13 protein-coding genes are annotated in these 14,512 nt (G+C 70.7%); 6 read left to right on the forward strand and 7 right to left on the reverse strand.

Features of this window, described 5'->3' with window-relative positions; translation table 11 throughout:
- The first annotated feature begins 100 nt into the window (after window positions 1-100).
- The 5 genes from AC1MLT_RS09040 (at window position 101) to AC1MLT_RS09060 (ending at window position 5,084) form a co-directional block, all read left to right on the forward strand.
- Complete coding sequence (locus AC1MLT_RS09040; RefSeq protein ID WP_481031960.1) at window positions 101-982, forward strand: S1C family serine protease; 882 nt, start codon at window positions 101-103, stop codon at window positions 980-982.
- Window positions 983-1,048: 66 nt separating this feature from the next.
- Window positions 1,049-2,068 (forward strand): AAA family ATPase, encoded by a 1,020-nt coding sequence (locus tag AC1MLT_RS09045; RefSeq protein ID WP_481031961.1) that lies wholly within the window; start codon window positions 1,049-1,051, stop codon window positions 2,066-2,068.
- Between the two features lie 127 nt (window positions 2,069-2,195).
- A complete protein-coding gene (locus AC1MLT_RS09050) occupies window positions 2,196-3,215 on the forward strand; it encodes a DUF58 domain-containing protein (RefSeq protein ID WP_481031962.1) in 1,020 nt (339 codons plus the stop codon).
- Window positions 3,216-3,231: 16 nt separating this feature from the next.
- Entirely contained in the window at window positions 3,232-4,272 is a 1,041-nt protein-coding gene (locus AC1MLT_RS09055; RefSeq protein ID WP_481031963.1) for a VWA domain-containing protein, read from the forward strand.
- Window positions 4,272-5,084 carry an SDR family NAD(P)-dependent oxidoreductase gene (locus tag AC1MLT_RS09060; RefSeq protein WP_481031964.1) on the forward strand — a complete coding sequence of 271 codons (813 nt, stop codon included), beginning with the start codon at window positions 4,272-4,274 and terminating at the stop codon, window positions 5,082-5,084. Before AC1MLT_RS09055 ends, AC1MLT_RS09060 begins: the two co-directional genes overlap by 1 nt.
- 7 nt (window positions 5,085-5,091) lie before the next feature.
- On the opposite strand, the gene AC1MLT_RS09065 is transcribed toward AC1MLT_RS09060, so the two are convergent.
- Both AC1MLT_RS09065 and AC1MLT_RS09070 read right to left on the reverse strand, forming a co-directional pair.
- Window positions 5,092-5,757, reverse strand: coding sequence for a DUF4124 domain-containing protein (locus tag AC1MLT_RS09065; RefSeq protein ID WP_481031965.1), 666 nt, complete (start codon window positions 5,755-5,757; stop codon window positions 5,092-5,094).
- An 11-nt stretch (window positions 5,758-5,768) separates the two neighbouring features.
- On the reverse strand, window positions 5,769-6,824 hold the full coding sequence (locus AC1MLT_RS09070) for an adenosine deaminase (protein ID WP_481031966.1): 1,056 nt from the start codon (window positions 6,822-6,824) through the stop codon (window positions 5,769-5,771).
- A gap of 65 nt (window positions 6,825-6,889) precedes the next feature.
- On the opposite strand from AC1MLT_RS09070, the gene AC1MLT_RS09075 reads away from it, so the two are divergent.
- A complete protein-coding gene (locus tag AC1MLT_RS09075) occupies window positions 6,890-8,407 on the forward strand; it encodes a SulP family inorganic anion transporter (RefSeq protein WP_481031967.1) in 1,518 nt (505 codons plus the stop codon).
- 157 nt (window positions 8,408-8,564) lie between these two features.
- Here the strand turns inward: AC1MLT_RS09075 and AC1MLT_RS09080 are convergent, their stop codons facing one another.
- From AC1MLT_RS09080 to AC1MLT_RS09100, 5 genes are all read right to left on the reverse strand, one after another.
- Window positions 8,565-9,734, reverse strand: a complete 1,170-nt coding sequence (locus AC1MLT_RS09080) for a BMP family ABC transporter substrate-binding protein (protein ID WP_481031968.1) — start codon at window positions 9,732-9,734, stop codon at window positions 8,565-8,567.
- A gap of 77 nt (window positions 9,735-9,811) precedes the next feature.
- Window positions 9,812-10,732, reverse strand: coding sequence for an ABC transporter permease (locus AC1MLT_RS09085; protein ID WP_481031969.1), 921 nt, complete (start codon window positions 10,730-10,732; stop codon window positions 9,812-9,814).
- Window positions 10,732-11,919 carry an ABC transporter permease gene (locus AC1MLT_RS09090; protein WP_481031970.1) on the reverse strand — a complete coding sequence of 396 codons (1,188 nt, stop codon included), beginning with the start codon at window positions 11,917-11,919 and terminating at the stop codon, window positions 10,732-10,734. The genes AC1MLT_RS09085 and AC1MLT_RS09090 overlap by 1 nt, the downstream gene beginning before the upstream one ends.
- On the reverse strand, window positions 11,912-13,492 hold the full coding sequence (locus AC1MLT_RS09095; RefSeq protein WP_481031971.1) for an ABC transporter ATP-binding protein: 1,581 nt from the start codon (window positions 13,490-13,492) through the stop codon (window positions 11,912-11,914). Before AC1MLT_RS09095 ends, AC1MLT_RS09090 begins: the two co-directional genes overlap by 8 nt.
- Window positions 13,489-14,487 carry a LysR family transcriptional regulator gene (locus AC1MLT_RS09100; protein ID WP_481031972.1) on the reverse strand — a complete coding sequence of 333 codons (999 nt, stop codon included), beginning with the start codon at window positions 14,485-14,487 and terminating at the stop codon, window positions 13,489-13,491. The genes AC1MLT_RS09095 and AC1MLT_RS09100 overlap by 4 nt, the downstream gene beginning before the upstream one ends.
- Between the last annotated feature and the right edge of the window lie 25 nt (window positions 14,488-14,512).

A 14,512-nucleotide genomic window follows, 5' to 3' on the forward strand; every position in this document is an offset into this window, starting at 1 on the left:
TTTACTCCGCGTGCTCGTTAAGGTGTTCTTCTTACTGCAAGAACACAACGACGGTGCATCACATGTCCCCGGTCACACGTCACTTTTGCTGGAGGTGCCGATGCGCAGGCAAGCTTTTCTCGGCTGGCAACCCGGTCGGCGCGCCTTCGCCGTCATGGCGCTGCTGTTCCTGTCCCTGGCCGTCGGCACGGCGGTGCTGTGGCCGCGCCAGGCGCCGCACACGCTGACGCAGAAGGACATCGACGCGGCGGTGCTGCGCACGCTGCAGACCACCTCCCTGCCCTCGCCGGCGGCTCGCGCCGCGGCCACCGTGCGACCGGCGGTCGTGCGCGTCGTCGCCTATGGCCACGAGCGAGCCACGCCCGAGGCCAGGACCCAGAAGCGCGGCCGCAACATGGCGCGCGGCAAGCCGCCAGAGGCCGACGGCCCGCCCGGCGAGGAGGAGGAGCGCGGCGTCGGCACCGGCGTGGTGATCGTCGACAAGGGAATCATCCTGACCAACCTGCATGTCGTGGCCGGCGCGGAGAAGATCAAGGTGACCTTCTTCGACGGCCTCGAATCGATCGCCACCGTCACCGGCACGCAGCCCGAGAACGACCTGGCGGTGCTGCAGGCGCAGAAGATCCCCGACGACCTGATCGCCGCGACGATGCGCTCGACGGCCGACCTGCAGCCGGGCGACCAGGTGGCGGCGGTGGGCTTTCCGTTCGGCATCGGACCCTCGGTCTCGGCCGGCGTGGTGTCGGGACTGCGGCGCTCGTTCCGCTCGCCCGAGGGCAGGCAGGAGCTGGGCAACCTGATCCAGTTCGATGCCGCGGCCAACCCCGGCAATTCGGGCGGTCCGCTGATCAACATGGATGGCGAGGTGCTGGGCATCGTGACGGCCATCCTCAACCCGACCCAGCAGCGCACCTTCATCGGCATCGGTTTCGCGGTGCCGATCGAGAACGCGGCCTCGGCGGCCGGCTCGCCACCGTTCTGAGCCGACGCATCCCGAGACCTATCCACCGATCTTCCCGGTCCCCTCCTTCCTTCAGGAAAGTCCCGCATGAGCATCGCAGAGTCCTCCCCTTCCAGTGCGCCACCGGCTACCGCCGAACTGATGGAGCAGATCCTCTACGAGGTTAAGCGCGTGGTGGTCGGCCAGGACCGCTTCCTGGAGCGCGTGATGGTGGCCATCCTGGCCGGCGGCCACCTGCTGGTCGAGGGCGTTCCCGGCCTGGCCAAGACGCTGACCATCAAGACCCTGGCCGACACCATCCGCGGCCAGTTCAAGCGCATCCAGTTCACGCCCGACCTGGTGCCCTCCGACCTGGTGGGCACGCGCATCTACAACCAGAAGAGCGGCGAGTTCACGACCTCGCTGGGACCGGTGTTCGCCAACCTGCTGCTGGCCGACGAGATCAACCGCGCGCCGGCCAAGGTGCAGAGCGCGCTGCTGGAGGTGATGCAGGAGCGCCAGGTGACCATCGCCGGCGAGACGCACAAGGTGCCGCGCCCGTTCCTGGTGATGGCGACGCAGAACCCGATCGAGACCGAGGGCACCTATCCCTTGCCGGAGGCGCAGGTCGACCGCTTCATGATGAAGGTGATGGTCGACTATCCGAGCGACGAGGAGGAGTTCGTGATCGTCCAGCGCGTGATCGGCCCGCCGGTGGTGGCCAGTCCGGTGGCCGACACGACGCAGCTCGCCGCCCTGCAGGCCGAGGCGCGCCGGGTGTATGTCGATCCGTCGCTGATCCAGTACGCGGTGAAGCTGGTGTCGGCCACGCGCAATCCGGAGAAGCACGGCCTGCGCGACATGAAGCGCTTCATCACCTTCGGCGCCAGCCCGCGCGCCACCATCAACCTGACCGAGGGCGCGCGCGCCCTGGCGCTGCTGCGCGGCCGCAGCTACGCGTTGCCCGAGGACATGACGGCCCTGGTGCCCGACGTGCTGCGCCATCGCGTGACGCTGTCGTACGAGGGATTGTCGGAGGGCCTGACCTCGGACGGCCTGATCGACAAGATCATGCGTGCCGTGCCGGCGCCGCCCAAGCCGCTGGAACACGAGAAGCTGGCGGCCTGACCATGAGCACCCCCAGCATGCGCACCCCCGGTCCTCGCGCACTGCGTGTCGCTGCGCCAACCCCCTTGCGGGGAGCCATGCCGGCGGACCGGCGCGGCCGGATCGACGGCATCCCGGGAGGTCGTTCGTGAAGCTGTGGTGGCGATTGAAGGCGCGTGCGCCGGAAGCGGGGTCGGAGCCGGTCGCGGTGGCGGCCAACGATGCCGGGGCCGGCGGGGCGGAGCGGCTGCTGGCGCGGCTGGAGTGGACCGTGATCCGGCGCCTCGACGGCCTGCTGCAGGGCAACTACCGCACGCTGATGCGCGGCGCCGGGCTGGACCTGGCGGACCTGCGTGAATACCAGTTGCACGACGACGTGCGCCACATCGACTGGAATGTCACGGCGCGGCTGGAGACGCCCCACGTGCGCGTGTTCACCGAGGACCGCGAGATGACGGCCTGGTTCGTGCTCGACCTGAGCCGCTCGGTCGACTTCGGCTCCGGCGTCAAGGCCAAGCGCGAGGTGTCGATCGGCTTCGTCGGCGCGCTGGCGCGACTGCTGACGCGCCATGGCAACCGGGTCGGCGCGCTGGTCTATGGCCACGACATCGAGGCGGTGATCCCGCCGCGCACCGGACGGCGCCACGTGCTGCACCTGCTCCACGCCATGGAACGCCGCGCCGTCGAGGCACCGCCGACGCAGAAGGGCATGACGCGCCTGTCGGACCTGCTCGCCTCCGCCGCCGGCCTGATGCCGCGGCGCTCGACGGTGTTCGTGGTCTCCGATTTCCTGAGCGAGCCCGGCTGGGAGGAGCCGCTCGGCCGGCTGGCATTGCGCCACGAGGTGGTCGCGGTGCGACTGTTCGACCCGCTGGAGCTGGAGCTGCCCGATCTCGGCCTGGTGCCGCTGCGCGATGCCGAGACCGGCGAGCAGCTGTGGGTCGACACGCACGACCCCGGCTTCAGGAAGCGCTTCGCCCGGCTCGCCGCCGAACGCGAGCAGACCCTGCGCGCGGCGCTGGCGAAGGCGCGCGTGGACACGCTCGAACTCTCGACCGCCGACGACCTCGCCGCCGCCATCCTGCGCTTCGCCGACACGCGCAAGCAGCGCATGCGCGCGAGTGGCGGCGCCCATGCGAATTTCACGAAGACGGCTGCGGCCACATGACGCACGCGGAGACGCCATGAATTTCCTCTGGCCCCAGTTCCTCTGGCTGCTGACCCTGCTGCCGATCCTGCTGCTGCTCTACCTGTGGCTGCTGCGCCGCAAGAAGAAGCTGGCCCTGCGCTATGCCAGCCTGTCGCTGGTGCGCGAGGCGATGGGCGGCGGCCAGAGCGTGCGCCGCCACATCCCGCCGCTGCTGTTCCTGCTGGCCATCGCCGCCATGCTGGTGGCCGCGGCGCGGCCGATGGCGGTGGTGGTGCTGCCCTCGAACCAGCAGACCATCATCCTGGCGATGGACGTCTCCGGCAGCATGCGCGCGACCGATGTGCTGCCCAACCGGCTGGTGGCGGCGCAGGAGGCGGCCAAGGCCTTCATCAAGGACCTGCCGCGCACCGTCAAGGTCGGCATCGTCGCCTTCGCCGGCAGCGCCCAGGTGGCGCAGCTGCCCACGGTCAACCACGACGACCTGATGACCGCCATCGACGGCTTCCAGCTGCAGCGGGCCACCGCCACCGGCAATGCCATCGTGGTCTCGCTGGCCACGCTGTTCCCCGACCAGGGCATCGACGTCGCCAACTTCGGCCCGCCCAGCCGCTCGCGCGGCGTGCCGATCGAGCAGGCCGGCCGCGCGCCGCCCAAGGCCTTCGTGCCGGTGGCGCCGGGCTCCTACACCTCGGCCGCGATCATCATGCTGACCGATGGCCAGCGCACCACCGGCGTCGATCCGCTGGATGCCGCCAAGGCCGCCGCCGAGCGCGGCGTGCGGGTCTACACGGTGGGCGTGGGCACGGTCGATGGCGAGACCATCGGCTTCGAGGGCTGGTCGATGCGCGTGCGGCTCGACGAGGACACGCTCAAGGCGGTGGCCAACCAGACGCAGGCCGACTATTTCTATGCCGGCACGGCGGCCGACCTGAAGAAGGTCTACGACACGCTCAGCTCGCGCCTGACGGTCGAGAAGAAGGAGACCGAGGTCTCGGCCCTGTTCGCGCTCGGCGCGGCGCTGCTGGCCCTGCTGTCGGCCGGGCTCTCGCTGTTCTGGTTCAACCGCATCCTCTGATGGCCGAGACCCCGTCCCTCCCCGGCGCGACCATCGACGCGCGCGGCCCGTTCGACCTCGGCGGCCGCGTCGCCCTCGTGACCGGCGGCAATGGCGGCATCGGCCTGGGCATGGCGCTGGGACTGGCCCGCGCCGGCGCCCGCGTGGTGGTGGCGGGGCGCAACGCGGGGAAATCGGCCGCCGCGGTCGCGGCGCTGGTCGAGGCCGGCAGCAGCGACAGCTTCGCCCTGGCGGCCGACGTCACCGACGAGGCCTCCGTGCAATCGATGTTCGACGCGCTGGCCGAGCGCACCGATGGCCGGCTCGACATCCTGGTGAACAACGCCGGCACCACGGTGCGCAAGCCAGTCGACCAGCTCTCGCTCGCCGAATGGCACGCGGTGATGGACACCAACCTCACCAGCGCCTTCCTGTGCTGCCGGGCGGCGCATCCACTGCTGAAGGCGGCGGGCGGCGGCAAGATCATCAACATCGGCTCGATGATGTCGATCTTCGGCGCCGCCTACGCGCCGGCCTATGGCGCGAGCAAGGGCGGCATCGTGCAGCTGACCCGGTCGCTGGCCGCGGCCTGGGCCGCCGACCGCATCCAGGCCAATGCGGTGCTGCCCGGCTGGATCCGGACCGAACTCACCGAGAGCGCGCGCACCCATGTGCCGGGCCTGAACGAACGCGTGATCGCGCGCACCGCCGCCGGACGCTGGGGCGAGCCGCCCGACCTGGCCGGCATCGCGGTGTTCCTGGCCGGTGCGGGATCGGACTTCGTCACCGGCACGGCGATCCCGGTGGACGGCGGCTATTCGATCGCCGCCTGACGCGGCCTCAGCCGCAGACCACCGTCGTGCCCACCGGGCGGCAGGTCCGGCCATCGGGGCGCACATAGCGGTCGAGCCGGCCGGCGCGGTCGTAGTGGTTGCCCTGGGTGTCCTGGCAGCCGGCGCCATCGCAGCCACGCAGCCGTGGACGCAGGTCGGGCAGGGGCGCCGGCGGGCCGCGATGGATGCCGCCATACGCGCCGCCGTAGACGCCCCCATAAGGAACGACGCCATAGGGAACGCCATAGGGAACGCCGTAGGGATCGACCTGGACGTTCGAGCGCGGATCCAGGCGCGCGGCTTCCGCCTGCTCGCGCTGGCGCCGCTGCTCGGCGGCGCGTCGGTTCTGCTCCTCCTGCCAGAGGCGTGGATCGGTGGCCGGCGTCGCGACCGGTGGCCGGTCGGCGCGCGTGACGGCATCGACCGTCTCGCGCTGCAGCCGGCGCGCGCGCTCGACGCCGTCGAGCTGCTGCTGCAGGCGGTCCGGGCCCGGGGCGTCATCGCGCCCGGCATAGGCGCCCGGGTCGAGTCCGAGGTCGACGCGCTGCTCCCCGGCCTTGCAGCCGGTGTCGTTGTAGCTGACCTTGCCGGCGGCATCGCGGCAGCGCACCACCTGGGCGCCGGACGCCGTGGCCAGGGCCAGCAGCAGCGCGAGGACGAGCGGTGCGCGCATGCGGGAGCGACTCAGGCCGGGACCGCGAAGCCGGCGAAGCAGTCGTCGAGCCGGCGCAGGTAGCCGGCCCGCTCGGCCTCGTCGATGAAGCTGCCTTCGAAGCTGTTGGCCGCCAGCTGCCAGGCATGGCGCGCCGTCAGGCCGGTGGCGGCGAAGGTCTGGAGGAAGTTGTCGTTCATGTAGCCGCCGAAGTAGGCCGGATCGTCGGAGTTCACGGTCGCGACGAGGCCGGCGTCGAGCAGCTCGCGCAGGTTGTGCGCGGCCAGGTCGGGAAACACGCACAGCTTCAGGTTCGACAGCGGGCACACCGTCAGCGGGATGCGGTCGCGCGCCAGGCGCCGCATCAGCTCGGGGTCCTTGGGGCTTTGCACGCCATGGTCGATGCGCTCGACGTGGAGCACGTCCAGCGCGCTCCAGACATAGGCCGGCGGGCCCTCCTCGCCCGCGTGCGCCACCAGGTGCAGGCCGAGCTCGCGGCAGCGGGCGAAGACGCGGGCGAACTTCTCCGGCGGATGGCCGACCTCGCTGGAATCCAGTCCGACGCCGATGAAGCGGTCACGCAGCGGCAGCGCGTCCTCCAGCGTGGCGAAGGCGTCCTCCTCGCTCAGGTGGCGCAGGAAGCACAGGATGAGCGAGGCGCTGACGCCCAGCTTCTCGCGCGCCTCGACGCAGGCGCGGTGCAGGCCGTCGATCACGGTGCGCATCGGCACGCCGCGCGCGGTGTGGGTCTGCGGGTCGAAGAACATCTCGGTGTGCACGACGTGGTCGGCGGCGGCGCGCTCCAGGTAGGCCCACGCCATGTCGTGGAAATCCTGCTCGTGCAGCAGCACGCTGGCGCCGGCGTAGTAGATGTCGAGAAAGCTCTGCAGGTCGGTGAAGGCATAGGCGCGACGCAGGGCCTCGACATCGGCGTAGGGCAGCGCGACGCCGTTGCGCCGCGCGAGCGCGAAGATCAGCTCCGGTTCGAGCGAACCCTCGATGTGCATGTGCAGCTCGGCCTTGGGCATGGCGCGCAGCAGGTCCGGCAGGCGGTCGTGGGGGATGGTGTCGAAGTCGGGGCGGGTCATGCGCGTACTCTAAATCTTCCCGCCACCCTCCTGGTGGCGCGGGGGGTCTCGCCTACCATCGGAGGATGCATTTCTCTCGTCTGCGCGCCGAGTGGTGTCCGACCACCATCCCCCGCGAACTGATGGCCGGTGCCGTCGCCACCTTCGCCCTCATCCCCGAAGTCATCGCCTTCTCCTTCGTCGCCGGCGTCGACCCGGCCGTGGGCCTGTTCGCCTCCTTCGTCATCGGCATCGTGATCGCCTTCGCCGGTGGGCGGCCGGCCATGATCTCGGCGGCGGCCGGTTCGGTGGCCCTGGTGGCGGCGCCGCTGGTGCAGTCGCATGGCCTGCGCTATCTGCTGGCGGCGGGCGTGCTGGCCGGACTGATGCAGATCGTCTTCGGACTGCTGCGGCTGGGCGCGCTGATGCGCTTCGTCTCCAGCTCGGTGCGCACCGGCTTCGTCAACGCCCTGGCGATCCTGATCTTCTCGGCGCAGCTGCCGCATCTGATGGGCGCCAGCGCCACCACCTGGGCCGTGCTGGCCGCCGGCCTGGCGATCATCTACCTGCTGCCGCGGCTGACCAGCGCCGTGCCGTCCCCATTGGTGTGCATCGTGGTGCTGACCATCGCCGCCTCCGCCTTCGGCCTGCCGCTCAGGACGGTGGCCGATCTGGGCCAGCTGCCCGACGCGATGCCGGTCTTCACCCTGCTCGACGTGCCCTTCACGCTGGAGACCCTGCGCCTGATCGCCCTGCCCGCGCTGGCCATCGCGATGGTCGGCCTGCTCGAATCGATGATGACCGCCAGCGTGGTCGACGAACTCACCGACACGCCCAGCGACAAGAACCGCGAATGCGCCGGCCTCGGCCTGGCCAACGTGGCGGCCAGCTTCTTCGGCGGCATCGCCGGCTGCGGGATGATCGGCCAGACCGTCAGCAACGTGCGCTATGGCGGGCGCGGACGGCTGTCGACGCTGTTCGCCGGCGTGTTCCTGCTGATCCTGATGGTGGTCCTCAAGCCGTGGGTGTCGCAGGTGCCGGTGGCCGCGCTGGTGGCGATCATGGTGATGGTCTCGGTCTCCACCTTTGACTGGGGCTCGCTGCGCGGCATGGTGCGCCGCCCGCGCATGTCGAGCGCCGTCATGATGGCGACCGTGGCCGTCACGGTCGCCACGCACAACCTGGCCGCCGGCGTGGCCGTGGGCGTGATGCTCAGCGGCGTGTTCTTCACCTTCAAGGTCTCGCGGCTGCTCGACGTCAGCGCGCACGACGACGTCACCATCGACATGGCGGCAGCCGTCGACCGCGACACCACCGACCTCGGCGCGCTGCCCGGCGCCATCCTCGGAGCGCGCACCTACCGCGTGCGCGGCCAGGTCTTCTTCGCCTCGGCCGACCTGTTCATCGATGCCTTCGACACCCGCGACACCGAAGGTCGCCCGGTCCGCATCGACCTCTCCCAGGCCCACTTCTGGGACGTCACCGCCGTCGCCGCCCTCGACAAGGTCGTCGAGCGCCTGCGCAAGCACGGCAGCCCCGTCGAGGTCATCGGCCTCAACACCGCCAGCGAAGTCCTGATCGACCGCCTAGGCCCCAAGGCGTAAAAAAATCCCCTTCCCCCACCCGCCCGCCCCGCGAAGCGACGCGAAGCGAGCAAGCCCCGCCAGAGACACCGTGGATCCGGCTGCGCCGGTCCACCGGTGTCGCCCCCGGACGGGGGTGGGCGCTGCTACACGCAGTGAGCAAGCCTGGGGGCGAACCTCATTTTCCGGGCACCTTGCCCTCGACGCCCTTGACGTAGAACCCCACGCCCGAGAGGAACTGGTCGTCCGCGACCGTGTCCTTGGCGACCAGCTCCTTGCCGTCCTGGCCGACGATCGGGCCCTTCCAGATCGAGAAGCTGCCATCCTTCAGGCCCGCCTTGACGGTCTCGACCTTGGTCCTGATCTCGGCCGGCACGTCCTCGGCGATGGAGACGATGTCGATCGCGCCCTCCTTCACGCCCCACCAGCTGCGCCCGGTGGTCCACTTGCCCTCGAGCGCGTCGCGGGTCGTCTTGATGTAGTACGGGGCCCAGTTGATGACGGCCGAGGCCAGGTGCGCCTTGGGGCCATAGGCGGTCATGTCCGAGTCCCAGCCGAAGGCGCGCTTGCCCTTCTCCTGCGCCGTCTTGAGCACGGCGGGCGAGTCGGTGTTCTGGAACAGCACGTCGGCGCCGCCGTTGATGAGCGCCGTCGCGGCCTCGGTCTCCTTGGGCGGGCTGAACCACTCGTTGACCCACACCACCTTGGTCGTGATCTTCGGGTTCACCGACTGCGCGCCCATGGTGAAGCTGTTGATGTTGCGCAGCACCTCGGGGATCGGCACCGAGCCGACCACGCCCAGCGTGTTCGACTTGGTCATGCCGCCGGCGATGATGCCCGCCAGGTACGCGCCCTCGTAGGTGCGGCTGTCGTAGGTACGCAGGTTCTCGGCCGTCTTGTAGCCGGTGGCGTGCTCGAACCTGACGTCCTTGCTGTCGTTGGCGACCTTCAGGATCGGCTCCATGTAGCCGAAGGTGGTGCCGAAGACCAGCTTGTTGCCCTGGCCGACGAAGTCGCGGAACACGCGCTCGGCATCGGCCGACTCGGGCACGCTCTCGACGAAGGTGGTCTTGATGCGATCGCCGAATTCCTTCTCCAGCGCCTTGCGGCCGTTGTCGTGCGCGAACGACCAGCCGCCGTCGCCGACCGGGCCGACATAGGCGAAGGCGATGTTCAGCGGCGCGGCCGGGGTGGCGGCCGGCGCGGCGGCGGTGGCCGGCGCCGATGTCGCGGGCGCGGCGGCGGCGGCGGGCGCTTCTTCCTTCTTGCCGCAGCCCACCAGGGCGGCGGAGGCGACGGCGGAGAAGGCGGCGAGCTTGAGCAGGGAGCGCTTGTTCAGTTCGGTCATGGGCGGGAGGTCCTCGAGAGAAAGACGGAGAGTGGTTGGAAACAGACGAAACGGAATGGACGGGTCAGGACCGTGGTTCAGGCGCCCGGATGGAACGGCTTGCCGATCGATGCGGGCATGTTGATGCGGATGAACGCCGGGTTGCGCGAGATCAGGGCCAGCACCACGATCGGGGCAATGTACTGCAGCATGCTCAGGAACTGGCTCGGCACGTCGACGCCGGTGCTCTGCAGATGGAAGCCCAGCATCGAGACGCCGCCGAACAGATAGGCGCCCAGCAGCACCCGCACCGGCCGCCAGGTGGCGAAGGTGGTGAGCGCCAGGGCGATCCAGCCGCGCCCGGCGGTCATGCCCTCGACCCACAGCGGCGTGTAGACCGTCGAGAGGTAGGCCCCCGACAGCCCGCACAGCGCGCCGCCGGCCACCACCGCCAGGAAGCGGATGCGCCGCACCGGATAGCCCAGCGCGTGCGACGACTCCGGCGACTCGCCCACCGAGCGCAGCACCAGCCCGGCGCGCGTGCGATAGAGGAACCAGATCAGTCCCGCCGTCAGCGCCACCGCGCCATAGACCATCGGGTGGTGCCGGAACAGCGCCGGCCCGACCAGCGGCAGGTCGCCCAGCACCGGCAGCGCATAAGACACGCTCGCGGGCAGCTTGGCCTGCACGAAGTTGATGCCGACGAAGGCCGAGAAGCCGACCCCGAACAGGCTCAGCGCCAGGCCGGTGGCGTACTGGTTGGTGTTGAGCCAGATCACCAGCACGCCGAAGATCGCCGCCAGCGCCGCGCCGGCGGCCATGCCGGCGACGAAGCCCAGCCAGGGCTGGTGCGTGATCGACACCGTGGCGAAGCCGGCGATGGCCGCGCACAGCATCATGCCCTCGGCGCCGAGATTGACGATGCCGGCCTTCTCGTTGATCAGCAGGCCCAGCGCCGCGAGGGCGAGCACCGTGCCGGCGGCCAGCGACGAGCCCAGGAGGAGTGCGTAGTTGTCCATCAGACGGATCCTTGGGTGGCGGTGGTGGCGGCGATGGCGGTGCCGGCGGCGGCGGGCACGGTCAGGGGCGTGGCGGCCTGCAGCGAGGCGGCACTGGCGGCGGCGGCGGTGTTCGAGCCGGACGCGGCGGCCGGCGCCTTGCGGCGCAGGCGATAGGCGATCAGGGTGTCGCAGGCCAGCAGCGAGAACAGCAGCAGGCCCTGGAACACGCCGGTCAGCGACTTCGGCAGCCCCAGGCGCGACTGCGCGAGTTCGCCGCCGATGTAGAACATGCTCATCAGCACGGCCGAGAAGATCATGCCCACCGGATGCAGCCGTCCGACGAAGGCCACGATGATGGCCGCGAAGCCATAGCCGGCCGGCACGTAGGGCGTGAGCTGCCCGATCGGTCCGGCGACCTCCAGCGCGCCGGCCAGGCCGGCCGCGCCGCCCGAGGTCAGCAGCGCGACCCACACCGCGCGCCGCGCCGAGAAGCCGGCATAGCGCGCCGCCGCCGGCGCCAGGCCACCGACCTGCTGGGCGAAGCCGGCGCGCGTGCGGAACAGGAACACCCACAGCGCCGCCGCCCCGGCCAGCGCGATCAGGAGACCGATGCTGGCGCGCGAGCCCTTGAACAGGCGCGGGATCTGCGTCACGGCATCGAAGGTGCGGGTCTGCGGGAAGTTGTAGCCCATCGGGTCCTTCCAGGGTCCGTAGACCAGCCAGCCCAGCAGCAGCGTCGCCACGTACACCAGCATCAGGCTGACCAGGATCTCGCTGGCGTTGCAGCGGTCGCGCAGGAAGGCGACGATGCCGGCCCAGACCATGCCCCCGGCGATGCCCGCCAGCAGGATCGCCGCGATGATCCACGGCCCGGTGCTCTTGTCGGCCAGCAGCGCCACGCCACCGGCGGCGATGGCGCCGCAGACGAACTGGCCCTCGGCGCCGATGTTCCAGATGTTGGAGCGGAAGCACACCGCCAGCCCGAGCGCGATGATCAGCAGCGGCGTCGCCTTGACCATCAGCTCGCCCAGCGCGTAGCCGCTCTTGATGGGCTCCCAGAAGAACACCAGCAGGCCCTTGACCGGGTCCTTGCCCAGCAGCGCGAACAGCGCCGTGCCGATGGCCACCGTGACGAGCAGCGCCAGCACCGGCGAGGCATAGCTCCAGAAGCGCGAGAGCTGCGGGCGGGGTTCGAGCTTAAGCATGGGCCACCTCCTGGCGAGCGGCTGCCGCCGGGGTGGCGGCGGGTGCGTCCCACAGTCCGCTCATCCATTCGCCGATGCGCGGCACGGTGGCGTCGGCGCGGTCGACCGAGGGCGACAGCCGGCCCTTGGCGATCACGTGCAGCCGGTCGCTGAGGTCGAACAGCTCGTCGAGCTCCTCGCTCACCACCAGCACCGCGCAGCCGGCGTCGCGCAAGGCCAGGATCTCGTTGCGGATCAGGGCCGCCGCGCCGACGTCGACGCCCCAGGTCGGCTGCGAGACGATGAACAGCCTGGGCCGGGCGTCGATCTCGCGCCCGACGATGAACTTCTGCAGGTTGCCGCCCGACAGCGAGCGCGCCGCCGCGTCGGGTCCGCCGGCCTTGACGTTGAAGCGCCGGATGATCTCCCGGGCCTGCGCGGCCAGCGCGCCGGTGCGGATCCAGCCACCGGCGCCGATGGCGTCGCCGCGCGTGAGCAGCAGGTTGTGCGCCAGGCCCAGCGAGGGCACGGCGCCGCGGCCGAGCCGCTCCTCCGGCACGAAATGCACGCCCAGCGCGCGCCGGGCCCGTGGCCGCAGGCGCGCCGCCGGCTGGCCGAAGACCTCGATCATGGCCGGCTCGGCGCGCGTGTCCTCGCCCGAGAGCGCATAGAGCAGTTCCTTCTGGCCGTTGCCCGAGACCCCGGCGATGCCCACCACCTCGCCGGCGCGCACGTCCATCGAGATCCCCTCGAGGTCGACGCCGAACTGGTCCTCGCGCGCCAGCGTCAGGCCGGCCACGCGCAATGCCACCGCGCCGGCCTTCGAGGGCCGGTGCACCAGCGGCGGCGGCTCGGCGCCGATCATCAGGCGCGAGAGCGATTCGTTGCTCTCCTGCTGCGGGTTGCACACGCCCGTCACCTTGCCGCCGCGCAGCACGGTGCAGGCGGTGCACAGCTCGCGGATCTCGTGGAGCTTGTGGCTGATGTAGAGGATGCTGCAGCCCTGCGAGGCCAGCTTCTTGAGCACCACGAACAGCCGCCCCACGGCCTGCGGCGTCAGCACCGAGGTCGGCTCGTCGAGGATCAGCAGCTGCGGATCGGTCAGCAGCGCGCGGATGATCTCCACGCGCTGCATCTCGCCCACCGACAGCGTGTGCACCGGGCGCGACGGATCGATGTCGAGGCCGTACTCGCCGGCCTTGGCCTCGATGCGGCGCGTGACCTCGGCCAGCGCCAGCGACTTGTCCAGGCCGAGCCAGACGTTCTCGGCCACCGTCAGGGTGTCGAACAGGCTGAAGTGCTGGAACACCATGCTGATGCCCAGCGCCCGCGCCTCCTGCGGATTGCGCACGTTGACGGCGCGGCCGTTGAAGCCGACGCTGCCCTCGTCGGGCTTGACGGCGCCGTAGATGATCTTCATCAGCGTCGACTTGCCGGCGCCGTTCTCGCCCAGCACGGCATGCGTCTCGCCCGGGCGGACGATCAGCGAGACGTCGCTGTTGGCCACCACCGACGGGTAGCGCTTGGTGATGTGGTCGAGCTGGAGCCGGTTCGCGGCCGGCATCGGGATCGGGGTCGTGGGAGTGGTGCTCATGCCTGTGCCGCGGCCGGGGTGACCGGCGTCGTTGTCGTCGTTGTTGGAATGGGGGTGTCCGGGGCCTCCGCGCGCAGCGACGCGGCGACCGCCTTGATGCGCTCGCGCAGCCAGCGCGCCGCGGCCGAGGCATGCGTGCGCTCGTGCCACAGCTGGTAGTAGACAAGGCGCGGGAACTCGACCGGGCAGGCGACGATGCGCACCGGCAGCCGGCTGGCGAAGCGCTCGCAGTACTGGCGCCCGGTGGTCAGCACCAGCAGGCTCGCGGCCACCATGTCCGGGATCAGCCCGAAGTGCGCGCAGCGCGCGGCGATGCGGCGCTCCAGCCGCTGCGCGTCGAGCATCTGGTCGATGATGCCGCGCGCCCCCGGATGCGTGGGCGTGGGCGCGACGTGCTCCGAGTCGAGCCACTGCGCCACGGTCCAGCCGCGCCGCGCCGCCGGATGCCCGTGGGCCACCAGCGACACCACCTCGTCCTCGAACAGGCGCGCCATGTGCAGATCGTCGGGCGGCTTCTGCCAGTTGCCCACCACCACGTCGACGTCGCCGATCGCCAGGTTGGCGTGATAGCTGGCCTCCGCCGACAGGGCCTGGATCTCGATGGCGCAGCGCGGCGCCTGCGCCTTCACCTGCGCCACCAGCAGGGGCAGGAACAATGGATCGAGGTAGTCGCTGGCGGCGATGCGGAAGACATGCTCGGTGGTCTGCGGCTCGAAGCCGCGCGCGTCGGAGAACAGCGCCTCGGCCGAGCGCAGGATGCTGGCGGCCGGCTCGATCATGCGCAATGCCGCGTCGGTCGGCGCCATGCCGGCGCCGGAGCGCACCAGCAGCGGATCGCCGGCGAGCTCGCGCAGCCGCTTGAGCGCGGCGGAGACGGCCGGCTGATGCATGCCCAGGCGCAGCGCCGCGCGCGAGACGCTGCGCTCGGTCAGCACCGTGTGCAGCACGCGGATGAGGTGCAGGTCGATCTTGTCGAAGGCAATCTGGTCTCTCATGGCCATCCCCGCATTGTCACGACCC

The organism is Variovorax sp. PEI5, from assembly GCF_056679935.1.